Source organism: Nitrospinaceae bacterium (genome assembly GCA_018669005.1).
Lineage (GTDB): Bacteria > UBA8248 > UBA8248 > UBA8248 > UBA8248 > UBA8248.
In genome coordinates, this window is the sequence record JABJAL010000022.1 from 75,019 (window position 1) to 95,886 (window position 20,868).

Below are 20,868 nucleotides of genomic sequence, written 5' to 3' on the forward strand. Positions count from 1 at the left end.
TTTTCGCGATGGCCTAGGATTTGGTTTGCCGTTTTTTTCATTTCCTATAGGAGTTTTAGTGATGGCTGATTTGCCCATACCCAAGGTTGTTAATTCTCTAGATGTGGACGAGGACAAGGCCTACGAGCCGCCCTATCAGATTCGCTGGGGCGTCAACAACGAGACAACCGGCACCGACACCATCACGATGGGAAGGACGATAATCCCTCCCCGCGGTCGAAACGGTCTCCATTATCACAAGAATTGCGACACCACAATTTATGTCGTGAAAGGCCCCATTAATATTTATTACAAAGAAGGCGAGGAAATTGTTCGCAAAGAAATACCGCAAGGGCATTTTGTCTATTTCCCCCAGACTTGTATTCACGGGCAAGAGAACCCAAGCCAAACAGAGGTGGCCGAACTGATCTTCACCTACGGCGCCATGCCTAACAAAGAGGCCGCCGGAACAACGTTTGTGGACGATTCCCGTGATCCGCTCAAGGATTAGTGAAAACATATGCCCGAACCATTCCACTTACACCAGAGGATATCGATGACATCTTTTCTGCCTCGCTCGTTTGGTTCTATGCTTTTAGTTGCGCTGGCAATCTGTGTTTTAGTAGCGGTGTCTGCTGCGAGCGGTGCCCCAAAGACTAAAGTTTCAGGGTTCGATAACGCCACCCTGGTGCATGTGCCTGCAGGAGAATTTCTCATGGGCAGTAAAAAAGGCGATGCCGATGAGAGGCCGCCTCGGCGCATTGCCATGACTTCGTTCTGGTTTGATCGAACCGAGGTTCCGGCGAGCCGGTTCGCGGTGTTCGTGAAGCGGGCAGGCTATAAGACGACTGCAGAAAAAAAAGGCTGGTCCTGGGTATGGGACACCCGGCTAAGAAAAGGCAAGGGCGGATGGAAGAAGGTGAAGGGCGCCAACTGGCAAGAGCCGGAGGGAAAAGGTACAGACTGGCGAAAGATGCCCGAGCAGGCCGTATCCCACGTAAGCTGGCTTGATGCCGAGGCATATTGCACTTGGGCGGGCCGCCGTCTTCCGACCGAGGCAGAGTGGGAATACGCCGCCCGCGGGTCTGACGGGAGAAATTGGCCCTGGGGTAACAAGCGAGATCCAAGCCGCGCCAACCTCAAGGGTGGCAAAGACGGTTTCCCTGGTGTTTCGCCCGTTGGTGAGTTCGGAAATGGCGCAAGCCCATTCGGGGCGCTGGGTATGTCCGGCAATGTCTGGGAATGGGTGGCGGATCGTTACGGCGCTCGGGCCTACAAGAAAATGGCGAAGCAGAGCCCGTCCGGGCCCTCGAAGGGCGGAACCCGTGTCGTTCGCGGCGCGTCATGGGGAAGTCCGCTGGCATGGGCGACCACCCATAACCGCTACCACCGGAAGCCTACGTATCGGAACAATAAAATTGGAATTCGCTGCGCGACAGGAGAGGGTGCCTAGCGTTCGCCTGCTCGATTAAGCCGGAAGGGTTATTTCTTTGCCGGGGCGGTGCTCACCGGTGCGGTGCTCACCGGTGCGGTGCTCACCGGGGCGGTGGCTGGTGGCCCGGGTACGACGAGAATGCCGTGCGGCCCGTTGCCCACCTTGATTCGTTTGATCACCTTGTGAAGACGCGCGTTCATGACGAGAACCTCGCGCGAATCGCGATTCGAAATATAGGCGAGCTCGCCGTCCGGGGTAAATGCGACTAGATCCGGCCTGATTCCCTGCTTAACGAACGCCACTTCTTGATGGTCCGGTATGGAGAAAACCGAGACCGCGTTTTTGTGTGGAAGGGTTACGTAGAGAAATTTCCCTCCCGGTGTAAGCTTGGTGTCATGTGCCTCGTCTCTTAGCATGATTGTTCTGACAATTTCGTTTGTTTCCGTGTCCAATTCGCTGTATGAGCGCCCCTCGCCATTCATAATGAAAACTTTTTTTCCATCTCGGCTAATGTCGAGCCCTTCGATGTAGTGGCCCGCTTCAATGGATTTTAGGGGTTTTCGTGTGGCAAGATCGACGATGGTTACATCCTCGCTCAATTCATTGGCGACATAGCCGAGCTTTCCGTCAGGCGATACCTTGATGTTCACGGGATTGTTCCCGCCATGCTTGATCAGACCGATGATTTTTCCCGCCGACAAATCAAATATCGATACGTTATCCGCATAAGTGTTCACGAAGTAGGCGTATTTTCCGTCAGGGGAAAATGCCATGTTGTAGGGGTCGCGGCCGGCACGGACACGTTTTTTGAAACGTAGCTCCCGGGCGTCAAAAATACGTACGTATTTGCTCCCGTCGTTGATGATGAACACGGTGCGCCCGTCCGGCGCGAGGCCAATGCGGTTGGGTCTTTGTCCTGCGGGGAGGGTTTTTATCACTTCGTGGGTGTCGCGGGAGATGATTGAAAGCGTTCCTTCTCTCGTATTGGTGACGAGAATCAGATCGCCGCCAGCCCAGGAGGCTCCGGAATAAAAAATCAGCGTGTAGATCAGTATGATGACAGCTAGAAATTTTGATTTCATGAAGATGTATCCTTGCTCTGTTTTGTTGCCGGTGCGGCTGGTTTTTTCTCTTCATTTTCTTCGGGAAGCTTTCCAGCCTCGCGCAAGGCCCGCTCTTTTGCCTTGGGGTCGAACTTGCATTTACACAGCTTGCGGACGTGTCCCACCAGGGCGCGAATTTCCTCTTCAGAAAAAACGTTGCCCCAGGGCGGCATGATGGCGGAAAGGTCGTTCGCCCCGCCGCCATGGGTGATCGTTCGGAACATATCGTCATCCGAGAACTGGGCCATGTCTTTTCCGTCGGTCAGATTGCGGGGATTAACGGGTAATTTGGCGGCCGGGTGGTTGTTCACGCCCTTGCCGTCTCCCCTTTGGCCGTGGCACTGGACGCAGTGCCACTTGAAATTGTCGATAGCTTGAGGCGTAGAGGATTTTTCGGCGGCATCTGAGAACTGCGCGCCGAGAAGGATAATGACTGCGAGGGCTGCGGCGTGGGTCGCCAGGGCTAGTATGTATTTCATGGCTTTTCTTTAAATGATGAGATGTAGGCGGCCAGAGCAATGATGTCCTTGTCGCTTAGCCGTGTAAACGCCTTGTCGCTGTAGACGGGCATACGTCCGTTGGGATTGTATCGTGCCGGATTTTTTAAAAAAGCGACGATGAAATCGGGCTGGAGCCTAAGGCCTGCGTCAATGAGATGTGGCCCGCTGAAGCCGCCGAGTTTGATGGGCCGGCGGTAGACGGTTTTTCTGATTTTTACTCGGTGGCACGCATAGCAGGGCTGTTTTTTCTGAAACAATATGCGGGCGGTCCGAAGATCTCGTCTCGATATTTTCTTCTCGACGTTAATAACGTCCCTGGGCATTTCACTGTCCCTCAGACTTTCGAGATATGCCGCGACGGCGCCCGCCTCGCCTTTGGGCAGTGCAGGATGGGGAGTCGTGCCCTTGTTCATAGTTCCCCACTTTACGCCTCGAAACGATTTGGGGGCTGCGAGCCAAGCGGCCAGATAGCCGGAGCGGAATTTACTCCCTGCAAACCACAAAGAGGGGCCCTTGATGGCTGTGCGCTCGGTAACGGGTATTTTGTTTTCGGGCCCCGAGGCTAAATGGCAGGCGCTGCAGTTTCTTTCGCCAAAAATATTTTTTCCCGCCTCGGGCGTTTGCGTGATTTTCTCTTCGATTTTTTGAAGGGGTGCGCTGGTCTGGTCAGCGGATTTTTCCGCCGCTTCCTTGGCCAGTGGCTCTGCCGCGAGGGAAGTGGCGGGTGCGCCGAATAAGGTAATGCCCAACGCCGCTGAAAGGAGAAATCCGATTAAGAATGTTCGTGGCTTGAGTTTCAAGGAAGTGCTACCTCGGCGCTTTAATGAGGGGCAGGTCGCCGTCCAGTGACTTGAGGAATGCAAGAAGGTCGCCTTTCTCGCGTTTCGTGAGTTTTAGTAGCTTCATGTCGGGATCGATATTTCGGTTAGCGAGGCCGCCTCGGTCGTAGTAGTCGATGACTTCCTCAAGAGTGTTCATGCTTCCGTCGTGCATGTAAGGGCCCGTCTTTGAGATGTCCCGGAGCGTGGGGGTTTTGAATTTCCCCCAATCGCGGGTGCTGCCTGATACCTTTTGCCTTCCGCTGTGGGGCGGCTTGGCATCGCTGCCCACGCCTACATTGTGGAATTTGTTGTCTGTAAGAGGGGCGCTGAAGGAATCGACCAAATGGCATTTCACACAATTACCCTTGGCTTTGAAAATCCCGAAGCCGCGCTGGGCGGCCAGGGAGATAGCGGTTTTCTCCTCGCCGAAGAACCAGCGGTCGAACGGGGAGTTGCCCGAGAGAAGGGTGCGCTCGAAGGTGGCGATTGCTTTGACGACGAGGTCGAAAGTGATTTTCTTTGCGCCGAAGGCTTTTTTGAACGCGGCGCGATAGGCAGGGTCGGCACGAAGCGTCCTGGTGACATGTGTCTCGGTCGCGCCCATTTCGGCGGGGTGAAGTATTGGCCCCCTGGCTTGCTCCTCTAAGCTCTTTGCGCGCCCGTCCCAAAACTGTGTGTCGCTATAGGCGGCGTTCAGGGCTGTGGGCACGTTGCGAAGGCCGATACGCCCACCGATGCCGATGCCGTATTTGCGGGCGTTGCTATATCCGCGCTTAGGGTTGTGGCAGGTGGCGCAGGATAGGGTGCCATCGCCCGAAATACGCTTTTCGAAAAACAGATGCCTGCCCAGTTCAACCTTGGCCGGAGTCATTGGGTTGTTCTCGGGAATGGGCACCTCGTCGAGCCCGAGCGGGGGCGGGGGAGGAAATTCCGCCTTGCTCTCCTTGGGGGCGGCATCGGAGGCGACAGGCGTTAACGAGAAAAAAGCCGCGTAGACGAGCAGCAGCAGGAAGCCCCTTGCTCGGCTTGTTGAAGAAAAGTTTTTCATGGGCACTCGACCCTCCGGGGAATTCGATGCGCTACGCCTTGTAGACGAGCTCAATGCTGATTCCCTCGGGCGTTTCGATAAATGCGATCTTCGTGCTTGGGTTGAATTGGGTGGGTTCCATCGTGAACTTCACCCCGTTGTTCATGAGACCCTCGCAAAAGGCGTCGAAATTGTTTTTCACCCGAAAAGCGAAATGGTCGGTGCCCCACTGGAGGCCGGGCTGGTCACCGGCGCTCTCGCCGGTGCGCTGGCCTCGGATAATGACTGTTGCTCCCTCGAAGTGGACATGAATCTGGGGGGCGCCGTGAATTTCGTAGTTGTTTCCCATCTCTCCGCCGAGCTTGTCGATGAACCACTGGGCCTCGACCTTGGGGTCGCGGCAGACGAGGTGAACATGGTCGAAAAGAATATTTGCGTTGCTCATTTAAAATCTCTCCTTTGTTGAGGTCAGCTCCAGGTGACGTCCCCGAACTCCCCGGCCTTGGGCCGCCCGGCCGCCTCAAAGGCGGCGACTTCTTTCTTGCTGTTCGCGACGGTGGAGTTTGCGCCGTGGCCCGGATAGAGCACCGTGTCATCTGGCAGGGTGAGGACCTTATCCTTAATTGTAGCGATGGATTCGAGTAGTTGATCGTGGTTCCATGTCTTGCCCGGGCCTCCGGGGAAAATTGTGTCGCCGCAAACACAATGGCCCGGGTAGTAAAACATCAGCATGCCCCGGCAGTGGCCAGGGGTATGAATGGCCCGAAGTTCAATCTCGCCGAAATTGATCGTGTCGCCGTCGTTAATTTCGAAATCGGGTGTTGTCCCGAACTCCTTGGTGTCCTCAGGGTGTTGTCCCATTGGGACGCCTGTGCGACGACGCACTTCATCAAGGGCATCGATGTGGTCACCATGGCAGTGAGTCTGGAGAATATATTTAGGGCTCGCCCCCTCGCAGGCGGCAAGAATGGGCTCGGCGGAATGTGAGGTGTCGATGATTACGCATTCTTTTGTCGCCTTGCAGGTGAGGATATATACATTGTTGCTGTAGGGGCCGATGTTGAGTTTTTGAAGCGTCAATCTGGGCAGCTCAACTCTTTCGTCAAATTCACCCATCTAAAATAGCCTCCGTGGCATGTTCTGAAACCGGAATTGCCTCATTCTTCCAGCACTTCCCGTGCGCTTCAATATCCGGCAAAGTAGTCTTGATTCTAATCGTGTGGCGCTCCGAGGACAAGGGGAATCAAGGGAGAGTAGAGCCGTGGCTCATGTTTCGGTCAATATGGCGATCACCATTGATGGCAAGATTGCCGGTGCTTTTGGCGAGACGGCATCGCTCGGCACGGAGGTTGATCGAAAGGAGATGGATCGGCTGAGGGCGAAAGCCGATGTTGTCATCTGGGGTGGTGAGACGCTCCGTCAAGCGCGTTGTCCTGCCCATGTCCGTTATCCCGATCTCATCGCAGAGCGAGAGGTGAAGGGACTGCCCGCCCAACCGGCGAATGCCGTCATCACTGCGAGCGGGGATATCCCCAGCTCATTGCCCTGGTTCGATTCAGGGGATTTTTCGAAATTCATCTTGACCCACAGCGGAGGAGCCCAAGCGGCTCAAGACGCAGCCCGGGGCCGAGCGGAGGTTGCTGTTCTTGGTGAGAGAAATTTAACGGCCGAATCGGTTATTCGCTTTTTGGCGGACCAGGGTTTTGAGCAAATACTTCTTGAAGGTGGTGGAGAGGTGCATTGGATGTTTGCCGAGGCAGGGCTCGTAGATGTTCTTCATGTAACGGTGACGCCTTTTCTGGCGGGCGGGGTCGGAGCGCCCACATTGCTCGATGGCGCGGGATTTCCGGCCACGGGGTTCAAGCGTCTTAAACTAGAGAACCTGCGGCGCGAGGGCGATGAGATATTTTTAACCTACCGCGTGATGAAGCGGCAAAGTTGATGTCCCCCGAGATGGTGAGGCGCACACCCTCCGCAATGCACCTCGAAGCCCGAATCCACCGCCAGCTTACAGCCGCCGCATAGCGGCTAGGCGCACGGTCTGATTCGTCCCGGCCGAGTGCAGGAAACTCGTCACGTCTCTGAGGTACTTCTCCATGGGGGCCTCGGTCATGTAGCCCATCCCGCCCCAGACTTCCATGGCCCGCTTGGCGACATTGAAGCAGGCCTCCGAGGCGAAGCATTTCGACATGTAGCCCAGCTTGGGGTCGTAGATCTCATCGTGCGCCGAGGCCCAGGCGGCGTAGTGGAGAATCTGGCGTGCGGCCTGGAGTTCGATGAAGCAGTCCGCCAGCTCGAAGCCCACCCCTTGGTGCTCGATGATGGGTTTGCCGCCCTGGACGCGGTTCTTCGCATACTCAACGGCGTCCTCATAGGCCGCCCGCGCCGGGCCCAGCACTGTCGCGGCAGACTCGATGAGCATTCCCTTCGTGAATGACCCGCTGCGCGCCTTCATGGCGCCCCCCACCGGGGTCAGCCGGTTGGCGTCCGGAACGCGGCAATCCTGGAAGATCAGCTCGGCGTTCTGGGAAAGGCGCTGGCCCATCTTGTCGTGGATCCGCCCGATCGAGAAGCCCTCCAAGTCGGGGGTTACCATAAAGTAAGTGGTCCCCTCCGAGATGCCCACCGCCGGGTCGGTCCGAAGTAATACGAAGTAGAGCTTGGCGATTCCGCCGTTACTGATAAAGTGCTTCATCCCGTTGACCACCCAATCGTCCCCGTCCCGCACCGCGGGCAACTTCGAGCCCAGCCCCGGGCCCTCGTGTGGCAGCCCGATGTTCTCGGTGCCACCGGTGTCGGGTTCGGTCATTCCCACCGCAAGGTGGTAGCGGTGGTCCTCCAGAAAGGCCGGGAGGAATTGCGCCAGCTGCTCCTCATTAGCAAGTTCGTTCATGAAATGACTCAGCTTCCAGGTCTGATCAAAGGTGACCGACACCCCAAGATCGCCCCAGGCGATCTCCTCTCCCACGATGCAAAGGTCCAGGATGCTCGCCCCGCCGCCGCCTTTTTCCTCTGGGAGCGACAGGGTGCGAAGCCCCAGGCGGCTGCCCTTCTCCAAGATGTCCCAGGGGAAGCGCTCGTGGGGGTCGGCAATCCGATCACGCTCGCGCACGACGGGGCGGATCTCCTTTACGGCAAACTCGTGCGCAAGCTTTTGAAGCGCCAGCTGTGTCTCTGTGAGCTTGAAGTCCATAGCCACCTCCAATTAGGAGCGCTATTTAGCTCCTTTTGCCTAAGTACATACCATTTAGGGGATGAGGTTTTCCATTCTGTCCAAAAATCATCTAAATTCCAAGCCACTATTGCTGCAGTTAGGACAGATGACATATGGGGAGGTTTTCAGCAGCCGAGGCTTTCACATCGCCCGGTCTTGATAGCGGGTATCCGCCCCCGCCTCCTGGGGCATTGAACGGGCAGGGGCCGTGTGATAGCTATGTTCCTACTAATTTTTGATTATCTGTATCCATAGGGGATTGTTCCCGGGAGGAAGTATTGTGGCTAAAAAGCCGAAGCCGCTTTCGAAAAAGCGCCTTCATGAGATGTACCGCGACATGCTTCGCATTCGCCGCTTCGAGGAGAAGGCGGATGAGTTGTTCATGGCGGGTCTGGTGAAGGGGGCTGTCCATGTGAGTATCGGCCAGGAGGCCTGCTCTGTGGGCGCATGCAGTGTCTTGAACAAGGACGACGCGATACTGACCACCCATCGTGGCCACGGGCATTCGATCGCCAAGGGAACCAGGCTCAATGAGATGATGGCTGAGCTTCTTGGCCGCTCGACGGGCCTTTGTCGTGCCAAGGGTGGCTCGATGCACATCGCCGATGTCTCGATGGGCCATTACGGGGCGCACTCCATTGTGGGGGCGAACATGCCCATGGCCGCCGGAATTGGGCTTGCCTATCAGCTGGAGAAAAAAAAGCAGGTTGCCGTTGTGTTCTTCGGTGACGGGGCCTCCAATCAGGGAAGTTTCCATGAATCGATGAACCTTTGTGCAATTTGGAAGCTGCCCGTTGTATTTTTCTGTGAGAACAACGGATACGCTGTAAGCTTCGGCGCCGGTCGCTCAACAGCGGTCGAGGATATTTCTACTCGCGCCCAGGGCTACAATGCTCCTGGCGTCACGGTGGACGGCATGGATGTCGTCGCGATTCAAGAGGCGACGAGGGAAGCCGTTGAGCGTGCACGTGAGGGGGGCGGCCCCTCTCTTATCGAGGCTAAAACCTACCGATTTTTTGGACACTCCAGAGGCGACCCCCATTTTGGCCCCTACCGGTCAGAAGCTGAGGTGAAAAAATGGAGAAAGCGCGATCCGCTAATTTTGGCGGAAAAGCTTCTGAAAATGACGAAAGCTGAGAAGGACGCTCATAGAGGGAATGTGGATGCCGAGATGGAAGAGGCAACCCGGTTCGCCGAAAATTCACCGATGGCCACCCTCGAGTCGGCCCTCGAAGACGTCTACGCTTGAGCGCGGGGGGAGAAAAAGCTATGCGAGAAATAACATATGTGGACGCGCTGAACGAGGCGCTTCACGAGGAGATGCAGCACGATAAGAAAGTGATTGTTCTTGGCGAGGATGTCGAACTCGCTTATGTTTTTGGTGCTACCAAGGGGCTTAAAGATAAGTTTGGGGGCGACCGTGTTCGCGACACTCCAATTAGTGAGCTCGGCTTTGTTGGCGCTGCCGTAGGTGCGGCGATGGTGGGTTATCGGCCCGTGGTCGAGATCATGTTTATGGATTTTATCATGCTGGCCATGGATCCACTGGTGAATCAGGCGGCCAAGCTACGCTACATGCTGGGTGGTCAGTTGAGCATCCCCCTTGTCGTGAGAACGCCGGGCGGAGGCGGGGTGCAGTACGGCCCGACGCACAGTCAGGTGCTTGAGGCCTGGTTCATGCAGGTGCCCGGTCTGAAAGTGGCCTGCCCCAGTGATCCGGCTGACGCCAAGGGCCTGCTCAAGGCGGCCATACGGGATGAGAATCCGGTTTTCTTCTGCGAGCACAAGATGCTTTACAAAAGAAAGGGTCCTGTGCCGGACGGTGAGCATATCGTTCCCTTTGGCGTGGCGGCCGTGAAGCGCGAGGGGACTGACATTACTCTCATCGGTGTTGGCTACCAGGTGCAAATTTGCCTTGAGGCGGCCGAGTTGCTAGCTGCCGAGGGTATCAGTGCCGAGGTAGTGGACCCCCGGACGGTGGCGCCTCTCGACACAGCGACGCTTGCCGAATCTGTCCGCAAGACGAATCGCTGTGTGGTCGTCGAGGAGGGGCATTTGAGGAGTGGTGTTGGCGCAGAAATTTCTGCCGTCCTCCAGGAAGAGGCTTTCGATTATCTCGATGCCCCGGTTGGCCGGGTCGCTGCGCTGAATGCTCCGATTCCGTTCGAGCCTGCACTGGAGGATTATGTTCTGCCCAATGCGGGCAATGTTGTTGAGGCTGCAAAGAAAGCCCTCGGCGTCATCGCCTAAGTTGCATCAGGTATTATCGAGGGCGGGGCTTCGGCTTCGCCCTTTTTTTTTAAGGTTTTTTATTGGGAGGTAGGAAGGTATGGGACTGGTCGAGATAAATCATACGAGTTTCACGGTGGCCGATGTGGACGCCGCCGCCAAGTGGTATTGCGATGTGTTGGGTTTTGAGGTGATGAGCGACATGCACCGTCCGGCAGATTATTGTGAGGCTGTAACGGGGATTCCGGGGGCGGCGCTTCATATCATCTATGTGAAGGGCGGAGGCTACCCCATCGAATTGATTGAATACACGGCCGCCAAGGGTGTGAAGATCGATACCGCGACCAATAACATTGGCAGTGCCCACGTCGCTTATAACGTTGAAAATCTCCATGAAATGCACAAGGACCTGATTCGAAAGGGAGTCAAGGTGCTCTCCGAGCCGATTCCTATAACGCAAGGTGCAAACAAGGGAGGCTTTGTCATCTATCTTGAGGACCCGGACGGTAACACGTTCGAATTTATCGAGAGGCCAAAGGGATAGAGAACACGCCTGTGATATATCAAAAAAAGCCCTTCCAGAGATTCAGGAGGTTTTTTTTGTGTTGATAATTTCGGGCTAGACCGAGATCTCCTCGCCGGGCTTCATGACGATTACTTCAGTCTCGGGGCATCTTCTAGCGACCTCGGAGACGAAATCCTCGGGTTTGCCGGGAAGAGCCGGCAGGCTCGAGTGATGGATGGGAACAACTCGTTTGGCACCGAGAAATTCGACGGCGATGGCGGCGTGCTCTGGCCCCATGGTGGCGCGGTCGCCGATGGGAAGAAAGCATAAATCGGGTTCATAGAGTTCGCCGATGAGCTTCATATCGCCGAACAGGCATGTGTCGCCCGCGTGGTAGATTCGCTTGCCGTCCTCAAAAGTGAGTATGAGGCCGCAGGGCTCGCCCGCATATTCGCCGTTTGGGCCATAGCTTGAGCCGTGAAAAGCGTTGGTGAGGGAGAGTTTGACGCCTTCAAATTTCGATGTGCGTCCCTTTCCCATCGGGCGGGCGAAGTCGCCGATGTCGTGATGGCGCCCCAGGGTGCGGATCAGGTCCATATGCCCGGCAATAGGGCAAGGATTAGTGTCGAATACCGGGAAGACGTCACTTGTGTGGTCCCAATGGCCATGGGTGAGACAAATGAGGTCGACCTTGCGAGGTGTTTTCAGTTCGGCGGGGCAAACGGGGTTTTTCTCTAGCCAGGGGTCGATATAGATTCGCAGACCTCCGCCAGTTTCTACGTAAAAAGTAGATTGTCCATGATAAGTTAGGGTAGCGCCCATTTTTGATCTCCAAGAGTAAGAAATGAGATTCTCAATAAGAAGGTTATTGGCTCATTGAATATTTTCGATATCAATAAAAGCAATTTAGTGGAACCTACGCAGTCTAACTAGAGGGTGTCAATTCACTTTTGGCGGTGGTGACGGGCAGGGTAGCGAAAAATGCCTTATGATATCTGGGAAGTTGGATTGGTCGCCAAATGAACCATCTGGGAGACTTTCCCGAGTCATGAAGTCACGTCAGAATAAAATTCTAGTGAGTGCTGCGGTTGTCCTCATCCTGGGGATTGCTTTGACCGTTTTTCTCGTGCGCAACCCGCGCGAGGCGGTAACGGTGGAACCTGTTAAAAGAGGGCGCCTCGTTCGAACGCTTCGCCTCAAAAAACAGAAGAAAACATTTCTGATCAATGCCTTTGGTTCGGTTCGACCTCGTAATGAGATTAAAGTCGTGGCCGAGGTTTCGGGAAGGGTGATCCGGCGCTCGGATGGCTTCCGGGATGGTGGTTTTATCAAGAAGGGCGACACACTTTTTAAAATTGATCCGGTGGATTACAAGCTTGCCGTCGCGCAGCGCGAGGCAGAAATTGCACAACTAACGGCCGACATTTCAAAGCTTCTCCAGGAGGAGAATAACTATAGGGCCGACCTTGCCATTGCCCAGCGCTATCTCGATGTCGTTCAAAATGAACTCAAACGCAATCAACGGCTCAGAAAACAAAAGGTCGTATCGCCCGGCAAGCTGGACATATCTCTTCAAGCCGTCCTTCGGCAGGAGGGCGAGGTCCAGCGCATCAATAATCTTATCTCGTTGGTGGCCCCGAATCTCGCTCAGAAAAAAGCGGCGCTCGACGTTACACGCGCAAGGCTCGAGGAGGCGCGGCTGAATTTAATTCGAACCCGCATTATCGCTCCCTTCGACGCTCGTGTTCGTAACTCGAATCTGGCGGTCGGCGACTACATCAGGGAAGGAAACACGGTTGGCACGATTTACGACGCCTCTGTGCTCGAGGTGCCGGTTTCGCTTCCCGTCGAGGATGCGAGGTGGGCTTTCCGGCGGATAGAGGGTCAACAGTTTCCCCGGACCCAGGACGAGTTGCAGCAGTATTTCTCAAGCGCAAAGATAACCTGGAGCCGCTTTGGCGAAACTTTTGAGTGGCAAGGGCGGGTTACGCTCGTTGGTGCGGGGCTCGATGAGGCTACGCGGGCCGTCACTATGGTTATCGAGGTGCCAGAGCCCTTTAAAAGCTGGAAGCCGGGAAAGCATCCTCCCCTGACAGTGGGAATGTTCGTCAAGGTGGGGATCGTGGGCATTACCTTACAGGATGTCTATGTTATTCCGCGCTCGGCTCTCAGGCCGGGCGACCAGATATATCTCTATCGTGGCGGTGTGCTCGATATGCTCTCAGTCAAGGTTATTCGAAAAGGTCATGGCGAGGTTGTGTTCGAGAACGGTGTGGAAGAGGGCGATAGCCTGATCCTATCGGTTATTCCGGCGGCGGTTCAAGGGATGAAGCTCAGAGCCCTTGAGGAGGGACCGCGGCAGGCGAGCCGAGCCGGAAAAGATTCGCCGTGAAAAGAGTTATCGCCGCAACGGCGAATCACCGGGTATTTGCCAACCTGTTGATGGCCGTGCTCATTCTGTTCGGTGTGATTTCCCTGTTCCAAATAAAAAGTGAATTGATTCCATCGTTCTCTCTCGACCGGGTGCAGGTGCGCGTCGCCTGGGAGGGCGCCAGTCCTGAGGAGGTCGAGGAGGGCGCATGCATCAAGATCGAGGAGGCTATAACCGGTATCGAGGGCATACAGAAGATTACCTCAACGGCCATCGAGCATAGTTGTGCGGTTATCGCGGAACTCGAATCATGGGTTGATGATCCACGAATTGTACTTGATGAGATTAAAAACGCGGTTGATCGCATCGACACCTTCCCGGACGACGTTGAGAGGCCGGTAATATCCGAGATTAAGCGAATCGATCAGGTTCTCAACGTGGCGCTTTACGGTGATGTGTCGGACATTGCTCTGAAGCGGATTGCCGAGGAGGTCAAGGACGAACTCATAGCCATCGATGGTATTTCGCAAGTGGCGATCAACGGTCTCAAGAACTGGGAGATCGCTATAGAGGTGTCCGAGGCCATGCTCCGCCGCCATGGGCTGACTTTCGAAAAACTGGCCGGCATTATTCGGGAAAATGTGCTTGATTTGACCGGTGGTGATATTCGCTCTACCGATCAGCGAATTCGTATTCGTACGTTGGGGAAAAGATATACGGGCGTTGAATTTGAAAACCTCGAAATCCTTGCCCGGAAGGACGGCAGTATTCTACGGTTGCGCGATATTGCCAATGTGGTGGATGGATTTGAGGATACCGACAAATCAGGTCGTTTCAACGGCAAAAAAGCCTCTCTCATCGTCATTAACAAGACAGAGGATGAGGACTCGCTTAAAATTGCCTCAAAGGTGAGGGCCTACGTAGCTGAAAAACAAAAAAACCTTCCCAAAGGAATTTTTCTCACCCCCTGGGCGGACGGCTCGCGCCTGATTGAAGATCGCCTTGATTTGCTACTTCGGAACGGACGAATCGGCCTTGTTCTGGTCTTTTTGTCACTGTGGTTATTTTTGAGTGTACGACTATCGTTCTGGGTGGCAGTAGGCATTCCAGTTTCCTTGATGGCAGCGCTCGGTTTTGTGACTTTTTCGGGCGGCTCGATGAACATGATTACAATGTTCGCTTTCATTATGGTGCTCGGTATTCTTGTGGATGACGCGATTGTCGTCGCGGAGAATATCTACTCTCGGATGCAGCGGGGCGAGGAATCTTTTAAGGCCGCGATTGAAGGCGCCGCCGAGGTGGCTTGGCCAGTCGTGGCTACGGTGACAACCACCATTGTCGCCTTCATGCCGCTGTTCTGGGTGGAGGGAATGATGGGTAAATTCATGGCCATCATGCCGGTGGCCATTATCGCCGCGCTCATCGCCTCGCTGATCGAATCCCTGTTCATATTACCGACCCACCTGGCTCACTGGCTGAGACCGCCCAAGGAGGGAACGCTCGCCGGGCGAATGCGTGCCCGGATCGACGGTTTTGTAGAGTGGTGGGTCGAGAAGGTCTACTTGCCCGCCCTTAAATTTTGCCTTGAGGCCCGCTACCTGGTGATAGCGTCGGCGCTCTTGCTCTTTTTCGTGACCCTTGGCCTAACTGCAGGCGGCCACATCCGCTTTCTCTTTTTTCCGAGTATGGATTCGGATTTTATCCAGGCGAAACTGGTTTTTCCGGCGGGAACCCCCATCGGTCAAACCACTCGTGCTGCCGAGAGAATTGAGAAAGCCATCCGTGCGGTCGAGGCTGATTTTCGCTCGAAAACGGGTGAGCCGATCGTCAAGAACGAATTCACTATTATGGGAGAGCAGATTGCCCGACCGAATGTAAGTGAGGCTGAGGGGACAAACGTCGCCCAGGTGTTCGTGGAACTGCTTCCCTCCGAGCGCAGGGGGATACCGAGTGATGACATCGTATCGAAGTGGCGCGAGCGAGTGGGCGCGATTCCAGATGCTTTGAGTCTCTCATTTGGCGGAACGCAGGTGCACCCCGGCGGGAAGGCGATTGAAGTCCGCTTCGCCGGGGCGAGCACGCCAGATCTTCGCCGAGCCTCGGAGGAGTTGAAAAATGAGTTGAGGAAATATCCGGGTGTTCGCGAAATAGAGGACGACTTCAGGCCCGGCAAGCTTGAACTGCGGGCGGAACTTACCTCCCGGGGGCGCGTGCTGGGCGTGTCGCTTAGAGACCTGGCCTTTCAGTTAAGGTCCCGTTTTTTTGGGCTTGAGGCGCTGCGCATCCAGCGGGGGCGCGATGATGTGAAGGTGAAGGTGCGCTATCCGCCCGAGGAGCGACGTACGCTTGGTAATGTAGAGAGTGCTCGAATCAGAACGCCCTCGGGCGCGGAAATTCCATTTTATGAGGTGGCCGATGTTCGCTTCTCTCGGGGGCTTGCCGAGATAAAGCGCATCGACAGGAGACGCGTAATAACCGTCACCGCCGAGGTTGATGATGCCCGGGCGAACTCGGCTGAAATTCTTGCGAGCCTGAATAAAGCTTTTCTTCCGGATTTGCTTAAGCGTCTGCCTGGAATTCGTATGAGGTTCGAGGGACAGGCCGAGGAGAGACGAAAATCGGTCGGGAGTCTGATGCGGGGGTTCATGTTCGCGGGAGCGGTGATTTTCCTGATACTTGCGACGCTGTTCAGGAGCTATTTTCAACCCATTGTTGTGATGAGCGCGATACCTTTCGGGTTTGTCGGTGCTGTCTGGGGCCACGTTATCATGGGTTTTGATATTTCCATCATGAGCCTTATGGGAATTGTCGCTCTCTCGGGGGTGGTGGTTAACGACTCACTGGTTTTCCTCGATTTCGTGAACCGATTTGTAGGGCAAGGGATTAAAATTGAAGATGCCTTGATGCGCGCGGGCTCCTCGCGTATCCGACCTATTGTTCTGACGTCGCTGACGACTGTGGCGGGACTCGGCCCCATGCTATTAGAAAGGAGTTTTCAGGCGCAGTTCCTGATTCCGATGGCGGTAAGTCTCTGTTTTGGGCTTCTGTTTGCCACGGCCATTACGCTGATTCTTGTTCCTGTTTTCTCGCTTGTTGGGAATGATGTTGCGCGACTCTGGCACCGGCTCTGGTCCGGGACCTGGCCCAGCCGTGAGGAGGCGGACGTACACCACCCGGAGTCAGGCTCAGTCCACATATAACCGCATTTTGGTCAGGCCATGGATTCCCATTACATCGCTTTTCTGTCAGGGTCGTCTGCCAAATTGACCTGATTTATCCGGACCCGGCTTGACCGGTGGGCGTTTGGACTTTGTAATGGGCAAAATACTGATCGTTTCAGCTTTTTTAGTCTTTTTATGAAGACAGGAGGAAGTTTGTTTCATGCCGGAAAATGGTGAGGTTCGTTATGGTGAGGCGGTAAAAGATAATATGGAGGCGGTTGTGATGACCGCTCCTGAGACCTTGGAGATTAAGCAGGTTTCAGTTCCCGAGCCACTGGTGGGCGAGGTGCTCGTCAAGGTTGAGTGCACCACCATATGTGGCACGGACATAGAAATAATTAAGGGAACACACATTCCCCGCTGGCCTCCGCAGCTTCCCGCCATTCTTGGGCATGAATGGGCGGGCCGAATCGTGGCGATGGGCGCTCACACCGAGGGGTTCGGTTTCGAGATGGGAGACCATGTGGCCGGCACAAGCCATGCGGGATGTGGCACCTGCAGAATGTGCCATATTGGCCGTTATAATCTTTGCTACAACTATGGGAAAACGATTACAGGGCATCGTCAGTACGGGCACGTTTCCCAGGGCTCCTACTCAGAGTATGTAACCAACAATCTCCGGGCGCTACATAAGATGCCAAAGGACATGTCGTTCGAGTATGGCTCGGCGGTCGATCCCGCAGCCTGCGGTCTTTGGACGGCTAAGCGGGCCGGGATTAACGCGGGCGATACCGTAATTGTTTTGGGCTCTGGGCCCATTGGGGTTTTTGCCTACGAATCTGCCCGGGCACTGGGTGCGGGCCGCATCATAGTGGTTGGCGGTGGCAAGCGGCTTGAGATTATTGGTGAGCAGGGTGCCGAGACGGTTAGCTACCGCGAGGGTAAAGTGGTCGAGCAAATCAAAGAGATGACAAACGGGATGATGGGGAACGTGGTTCTTGAGACAGCGGGCCAGAAGGAGAGTTTTCAGTGGGCCATCGATTGTGCGGGCAAGGGCTCGCGGGTCGCGCTGACGGGAATTCCCGAGGAAATCCCCGATATTGCTTGGAAGCGCGTGGTGCTTGAGGAAATGGACATTTTCGGGGTCCGGGCGAATCCGAATTGTGGTGATGAGGTCATTGGCCTCATTCGGGGTGGCCAGATACGAATAGACCCCTATATTACGCACCGCTTCCCTCTTAAGCAGTATCAGGAGGCGCACGACATCTTTGTGGCGCGTCAGGATGGTGCTCTCTTGGTAAACCTTACGCCGGGTGCGTGAGACGGATAGGCAAGTAAATTCATGGCTGACGAATCGGGTAAAAAAAAATACGGTGCTAAAATAATTGCCGAGGCAAAATTGGAGGCGGTTCCCAACCCTTCAACAGGGCGGGACTATGTGGTCGATTTTACGATCCCCGAATTCACGTGTCTTTGCCCGATTAGCAATTTTCCCGATTTCGCGACCATTCAAATTCGATATGTGCCCGGCGAGTGTATTGTAGAGCTCAAATCCCTTAAACTTTACATCAATCGCTATCGTGATCAGGAGGTTTTCCATGAGCGGGTTGTTAACCAGATACTGGACGATCTCGTAGCTTGCTGTGCCCCGAAATGGGCCTGGATCGAAGGGGATTTCAACGTGCGAGGGAATATCAAGACCAAGATTCGGGCCACTCATGGCGAGCGCCCAGATGAGGTGCCGGAATAATTCGGAATTTTTTTATTTAAAGATGCCAACGGAGGAGCGAATGTCAGAATATAAAGTTGCCGGTAAGGATTTGCCCCGTATCGATGCACCCGACAAGGCGGCGGGTTCGGCGCAGTTTGCGGCCGATGTGCCGTCTCCTCTGCGAGGTCTTTGCGGACTCGTTTTGAGGAGCCCGCATCCCTACGCCAAAGTTGTCTCGGTCGATAGCAAAGCGGCGGAGAAAGTACCTGGCGTACGTGTGGTCATTACCCGAGAGAACGGCCCCAAGAACCGCTTTGGGGGAAATGTGAAGGATCAATGCTGGTTCGCCTCAGACGGATTCGTCCGGCATGTAGGCGAGGCGGTCGCTGTGGTTGCTGCCGAAACCCTTGAGGCCGCAGAAGCTGCCCGCGATGCGATTAAGGTGAAATACGAGGTTCTTGAGCCCGTTGTGAACATTCTCGATAGCCGCGACGGTAAAACGCTTGCCGTGCATGAAGATTGGAAAGAGCTCACTCTCGGCCCCGGGGCCGATAAAAACGTAATTGCCCGTTTTGAAAAGGAAATGGGCGATCCGGATGGTGGATTTGCCGAGGCTGACCGGATTTTTGAACACACATTCTCCACCCCGCGCACACATGCGGCCTATATCGAGCCCCACGCGTGCATGGCAGAAGCTGGAGCCGATGGGAAGGTGACGGTATGGGCAACTACCCAGGACGCTTGGTCGATACGCTCTGGCATAGCTGATGCCCTTGGCATGCCCGGAAACAAAATTAGGGTGATTCCCACCGAGATCGGTGGTGGCTTTGGGGCCAAGCTCCAGTCCACAATTGAGCATATTGCCGCGTTGCTTGCTCTGAGGACAGGTGAGTCGGTTCGCATGGAAATGACGCGCGAGGAAGATCACCACTCGATTCCGCCACGTCACCCCCATTTTTTCAACATTCGAACGGGTGTGAAAAACGACGGCACCATCGTCGCCCGAGAGGTGGATGTGACGATGGACCACGGCGCCTATGGACGGGGTGCGCCTTTTCAGTGCCAAAGTAAAATGGTAATGGCATCCTGCAGCTATCGCATACCCAACGTTCGGGTGCGGGCCTGTACTGTCTACACGAATGCCCCCTTGTCGGGCCCTGTGCGGGCGCCGAGCGGCCCTCAGTATCACTTCGCCACCGAAGTGCAGATGGATATTATCGCCCGCGAGATGGGGATTGATCCGCTTAAGCTCAGGCACCTGAACGAACTGCGCCCTGGCGACACCACATTTGCCGGGACGGAGAGGAAGCCCTCGATGCGGGCTGTCATTGACCGGGTTGTCGAGGAGAGTGGGTGGAATACCGAAATATCTGGTGCCGAGAGCCTGGAGGCCGAGGGGTGGCAGGTTGGGCGTGGAATTGCTTGCGGCTATTGGGCTGGTCCAGGTGAGTCGGCGAGTTGTTCTCTGCGGTTAAATGACGACGGTTCGATTCAAATTGTGGCAGGAACGGTGAACCTCACCGGCATGAGCACGGCGCTCTGCCAGCTGACTGCCGAGGAGTTCGGCATTAGCCTTGACGAGGTGCGCTACAGCACGGGTGACACCGATTCGGCGCCGCAGTCCACTGCCGCCTCGGGAAGTAAAGCTACACGCTCGGTGGGGCAGGCCATCTTGAGCGCTGCCGAGGATATCAGGGAGAAGATTTTTTCGGTGGCGAGCTCAAAACTTGAGGCCGATCCTGCTGACCTGGTGCTCGTGGACGGGAAGGTTTCAGTTGCATCTGCTCCTGAGCGCTCTCTTACCCTCGCCGAGGTGGCCGCCGCCGCGCCGGGAGTTCAGGGCTACGTCATCGGCTCGGGAGAGACGGCCAAGCCGCCTCCGTGTCCGATCCACACCGCTCAGGTGGCCGAAGTTGCGGTTCATCCTGAGCTTGGGGAGGTACGCGTTCTAAAGCTTTATTGTGCACAAGATGTAGGATTCGCCATCAACCCAACCTCGGTGGCTGGCCAGATCGAAGGTGCTATGATTCAAGGCCTCGGTCTTGCTCTAATGGAAGAGTTGCCCAATGCCGATAACGGGAAAATTCTGGGTGACACTTTTCATGAGTATCTGTTGCCTACGAGCCTAGATATGCCCGAATTGAAGGCAATTTTGGTTGATAACCCTGCCGATGGAACACCTTACGGTATGCGAGGGGTGGGCGAGCCGCCTATTTGTGCGACGGCAGCGGCTATTGTTAATGCAATCAACGATGCGGTGGGAACGCCTTTGTTCTCTATCCCCGTCGGGCCGCACCATGTCCGGGAGGCGATGGCGAAAAATGGTCTCGCTACAGTTAGCGCATGATACATTTCTTTTAAAATGCGAGATTTTCGGATGAGGAGAGGATAACTATGCCGGTCGATAAGACGTCGGGGCTGACAGAGGGAATGGGTGTCACTGATGAGATGATGGCGCATCCCGAGCCCAGAGTGCCATTTGCCACACCGGAAAATGTTCCTGAGGAGGACCGCCAAGAGGTTCAGGAGGTACACGACTGGGCAACCAAAATGTGGGGGACTGTTCCGCGCTTTATTCAACTTCTATCGAATTCCCCACCGACAGCCGAGGCATGGATGATGTTGGATCAAAAGCTACGTATCGACCGTCTCAAGAGCGATCCGGAGTATATTCGCCACATGCAGTTGGTCATCGTCAAGGCGTCGCTTTTGACGCAGTGTAATAACTGATACGGCCACAATTCAGAGCTCGGTCGAGCTCTGGGCCTCACGATAGAGCAGATTGAACTACTCGATGGCGATGGGTGGAAGG

20 protein-coding genes are annotated in these 20,868 nt (G+C 55.3%); 12 read left to right on the forward strand and 8 right to left on the reverse strand.

The features are described 5' to 3' along the window. Positions 1–61: 61 nt before the first annotated feature. The gene (locus HOJ95_03395; GenBank protein MBT6393727.1) at positions 62–490 is read left to right on the forward strand and encodes a cupin domain-containing protein; all 429 of its coding nucleotides are present in this window, start codon (positions 62–64) and stop codon (positions 488–490) included. 45 nt (positions 491–535) lie between these two features. Next, positions 536–1,432 (forward strand): SUMF1/EgtB/PvdO family nonheme iron enzyme, encoded by an 897-nt coding sequence (locus HOJ95_03400; GenBank protein MBT6393728.1) that lies wholly within the window; start codon positions 536–538, stop codon positions 1,430–1,432. Positions 1,433–1,461: 29 nt separating this feature from the next. Here HOJ95_03400 and HOJ95_03405 read toward each other — a convergent pair whose 3' ends face one another. The 6 genes from HOJ95_03405 to HOJ95_03430 are packed head-to-tail and all read right to left on the reverse strand — an operon-like array spanning position 1,462 to position 5,981. Further along, positions 1,462–2,496: a beta-propeller fold lactonase family protein gene (locus tag HOJ95_03405; GenBank protein MBT6393729.1), complete on the reverse strand. Its 1,035-nt coding sequence runs from the start codon at positions 2,494–2,496 to the stop codon at positions 1,462–1,464. Beyond that, the gene (locus HOJ95_03410; protein MBT6393730.1) at positions 2,493–2,996 is read right to left on the reverse strand and encodes a c-type cytochrome; all 504 of its coding nucleotides are present in this window, start codon (positions 2,994–2,996) and stop codon (positions 2,493–2,495) included. The genes HOJ95_03405 and HOJ95_03410 overlap by 4 nt, the downstream gene beginning before the upstream one ends. Beyond that, positions 2,993–3,817, reverse strand: a complete 825-nt coding sequence (locus tag HOJ95_03415) for a cytochrome c (GenBank protein MBT6393731.1) — start codon at positions 3,815–3,817, stop codon at positions 2,993–2,995. Before HOJ95_03415 ends, HOJ95_03410 begins: the two co-directional genes overlap by 4 nt. Before the next feature lie 7 nt (positions 3,818–3,824). After that, positions 3,825–4,886, reverse strand: coding sequence for a cytochrome-c peroxidase (locus HOJ95_03420; protein ID MBT6393732.1), 1,062 nt, complete (start codon positions 4,884–4,886; stop codon positions 3,825–3,827). Positions 4,887–4,917: 31 nt separating this feature from the next. Next, positions 4,918–5,310: a VOC family protein gene (locus HOJ95_03425; protein ID MBT6393733.1), complete on the reverse strand. Its 393-nt coding sequence runs from the start codon at positions 5,308–5,310 to the stop codon at positions 4,918–4,920. 23 nt (positions 5,311–5,333) lie between these two features. Beyond that, complete coding sequence (locus HOJ95_03430; protein ID MBT6393734.1) at positions 5,334–5,981, reverse strand: MBL fold metallo-hydrolase; 648 nt, start codon at positions 5,979–5,981, stop codon at positions 5,334–5,336. A 145-nt stretch (positions 5,982–6,126) separates the two neighbouring features. Between HOJ95_03430 and HOJ95_03435 the strand changes: the two genes are divergently transcribed. Continuing rightward, positions 6,127–6,807, forward strand: a complete 681-nt coding sequence (locus HOJ95_03435; protein ID MBT6393735.1) for a RibD family protein — start codon at positions 6,127–6,129, stop codon at positions 6,805–6,807. A gap of 66 nt (positions 6,808–6,873) precedes the next feature. On the opposite strand, the gene HOJ95_03440 is transcribed toward HOJ95_03435, so the two are convergent. Continuing rightward, the gene (locus HOJ95_03440) at positions 6,874–8,058 is read right to left on the reverse strand and encodes an acyl-CoA/acyl-ACP dehydrogenase (protein ID MBT6393736.1); all 1,185 of its coding nucleotides are present in this window, start codon (positions 8,056–8,058) and stop codon (positions 6,874–6,876) included. Positions 8,059–8,404: 346 nt separating this feature from the next. Between HOJ95_03440 and HOJ95_03445 the strand changes: the two genes are divergently transcribed. The 3 genes from HOJ95_03445 to HOJ95_03455 all read left to right on the forward strand — a co-directional run bounded on the left by HOJ95_03445 (position 8,405) and on the right by HOJ95_03455 (position 10,852). Continuing rightward, on the forward strand, positions 8,405–9,328 hold the full coding sequence (locus tag HOJ95_03445) for a thiamine pyrophosphate-dependent dehydrogenase E1 component subunit alpha (GenBank protein ID MBT6393737.1): 924 nt from the start codon (positions 8,405–8,407) through the stop codon (positions 9,326–9,328). Between the two features lie 20 nt (positions 9,329–9,348). Next, a complete protein-coding gene (locus tag HOJ95_03450) occupies positions 9,349–10,329 on the forward strand; it encodes an alpha-ketoacid dehydrogenase subunit beta (protein ID MBT6393738.1) in 981 nt (326 codons plus the stop codon). A gap of 79 nt (positions 10,330–10,408) precedes the next feature. Beyond that, complete coding sequence (locus tag HOJ95_03455; GenBank protein MBT6393739.1) at positions 10,409–10,852, forward strand: hypothetical protein; 444 nt, start codon at positions 10,409–10,411, stop codon at positions 10,850–10,852. A 75-nt stretch (positions 10,853–10,927) separates the two neighbouring features. Here HOJ95_03455 and HOJ95_03460 read toward each other — a convergent pair whose 3' ends face one another. Beyond that, positions 10,928–11,635 carry a metal-dependent hydrolase gene (locus HOJ95_03460; GenBank protein ID MBT6393740.1) on the reverse strand — a complete coding sequence of 236 codons (708 nt, stop codon included), beginning with the start codon at positions 11,633–11,635 and terminating at the stop codon, positions 10,928–10,930. A 226-nt stretch (positions 11,636–11,861) separates the two neighbouring features. Between HOJ95_03460 and HOJ95_03465 the strand changes: the two genes are divergently transcribed. From HOJ95_03465 to HOJ95_03490, 6 genes are all read left to right on the forward strand, one after another. Further along, positions 11,862–13,205, forward strand: a complete 1,344-nt coding sequence (locus HOJ95_03465) for an HlyD family efflux transporter periplasmic adaptor subunit (protein ID MBT6393741.1) — start codon at positions 11,862–11,864, stop codon at positions 13,203–13,205. Then, positions 13,202–16,384 (forward strand): efflux RND transporter permease subunit, encoded by a 3,183-nt coding sequence (locus tag HOJ95_03470; protein MBT6393742.1) that lies wholly within the window; start codon positions 13,202–13,204, stop codon positions 16,382–16,384. Before HOJ95_03465 ends, HOJ95_03470 begins: the two co-directional genes overlap by 4 nt. Positions 16,385–16,565: 181 nt before the next feature. Continuing rightward, positions 16,566–17,666, forward strand: a complete 1,101-nt coding sequence (locus HOJ95_03475; GenBank protein ID MBT6393743.1) for an alcohol dehydrogenase catalytic domain-containing protein — start codon at positions 16,566–16,568, stop codon at positions 17,664–17,666. Positions 17,667–17,687: 21 nt separating this feature from the next. Further along, positions 17,688–18,095, forward strand: coding sequence for an NADPH-dependent 7-cyano-7-deazaguanine reductase QueF (gene queF, locus HOJ95_03480; protein MBT6393744.1), 408 nt, complete (start codon positions 17,688–17,690; stop codon positions 18,093–18,095). 40 nt (positions 18,096–18,135) lie between these two features. Beyond that, a complete protein-coding gene (locus HOJ95_03485) occupies positions 18,136–20,403 on the forward strand; it encodes a xanthine dehydrogenase family protein (GenBank protein ID MBT6393745.1) in 2,268 nt (755 codons plus the stop codon). A 47-nt stretch (positions 20,404–20,450) separates the two neighbouring features. Next, on the forward strand, positions 20,451–20,786 hold the full coding sequence (locus HOJ95_03490; GenBank protein MBT6393746.1) for a hypothetical protein: 336 nt from the start codon (positions 20,451–20,453) through the stop codon (positions 20,784–20,786). Positions 20,787–20,868 lie beyond the last annotated feature (82 nt).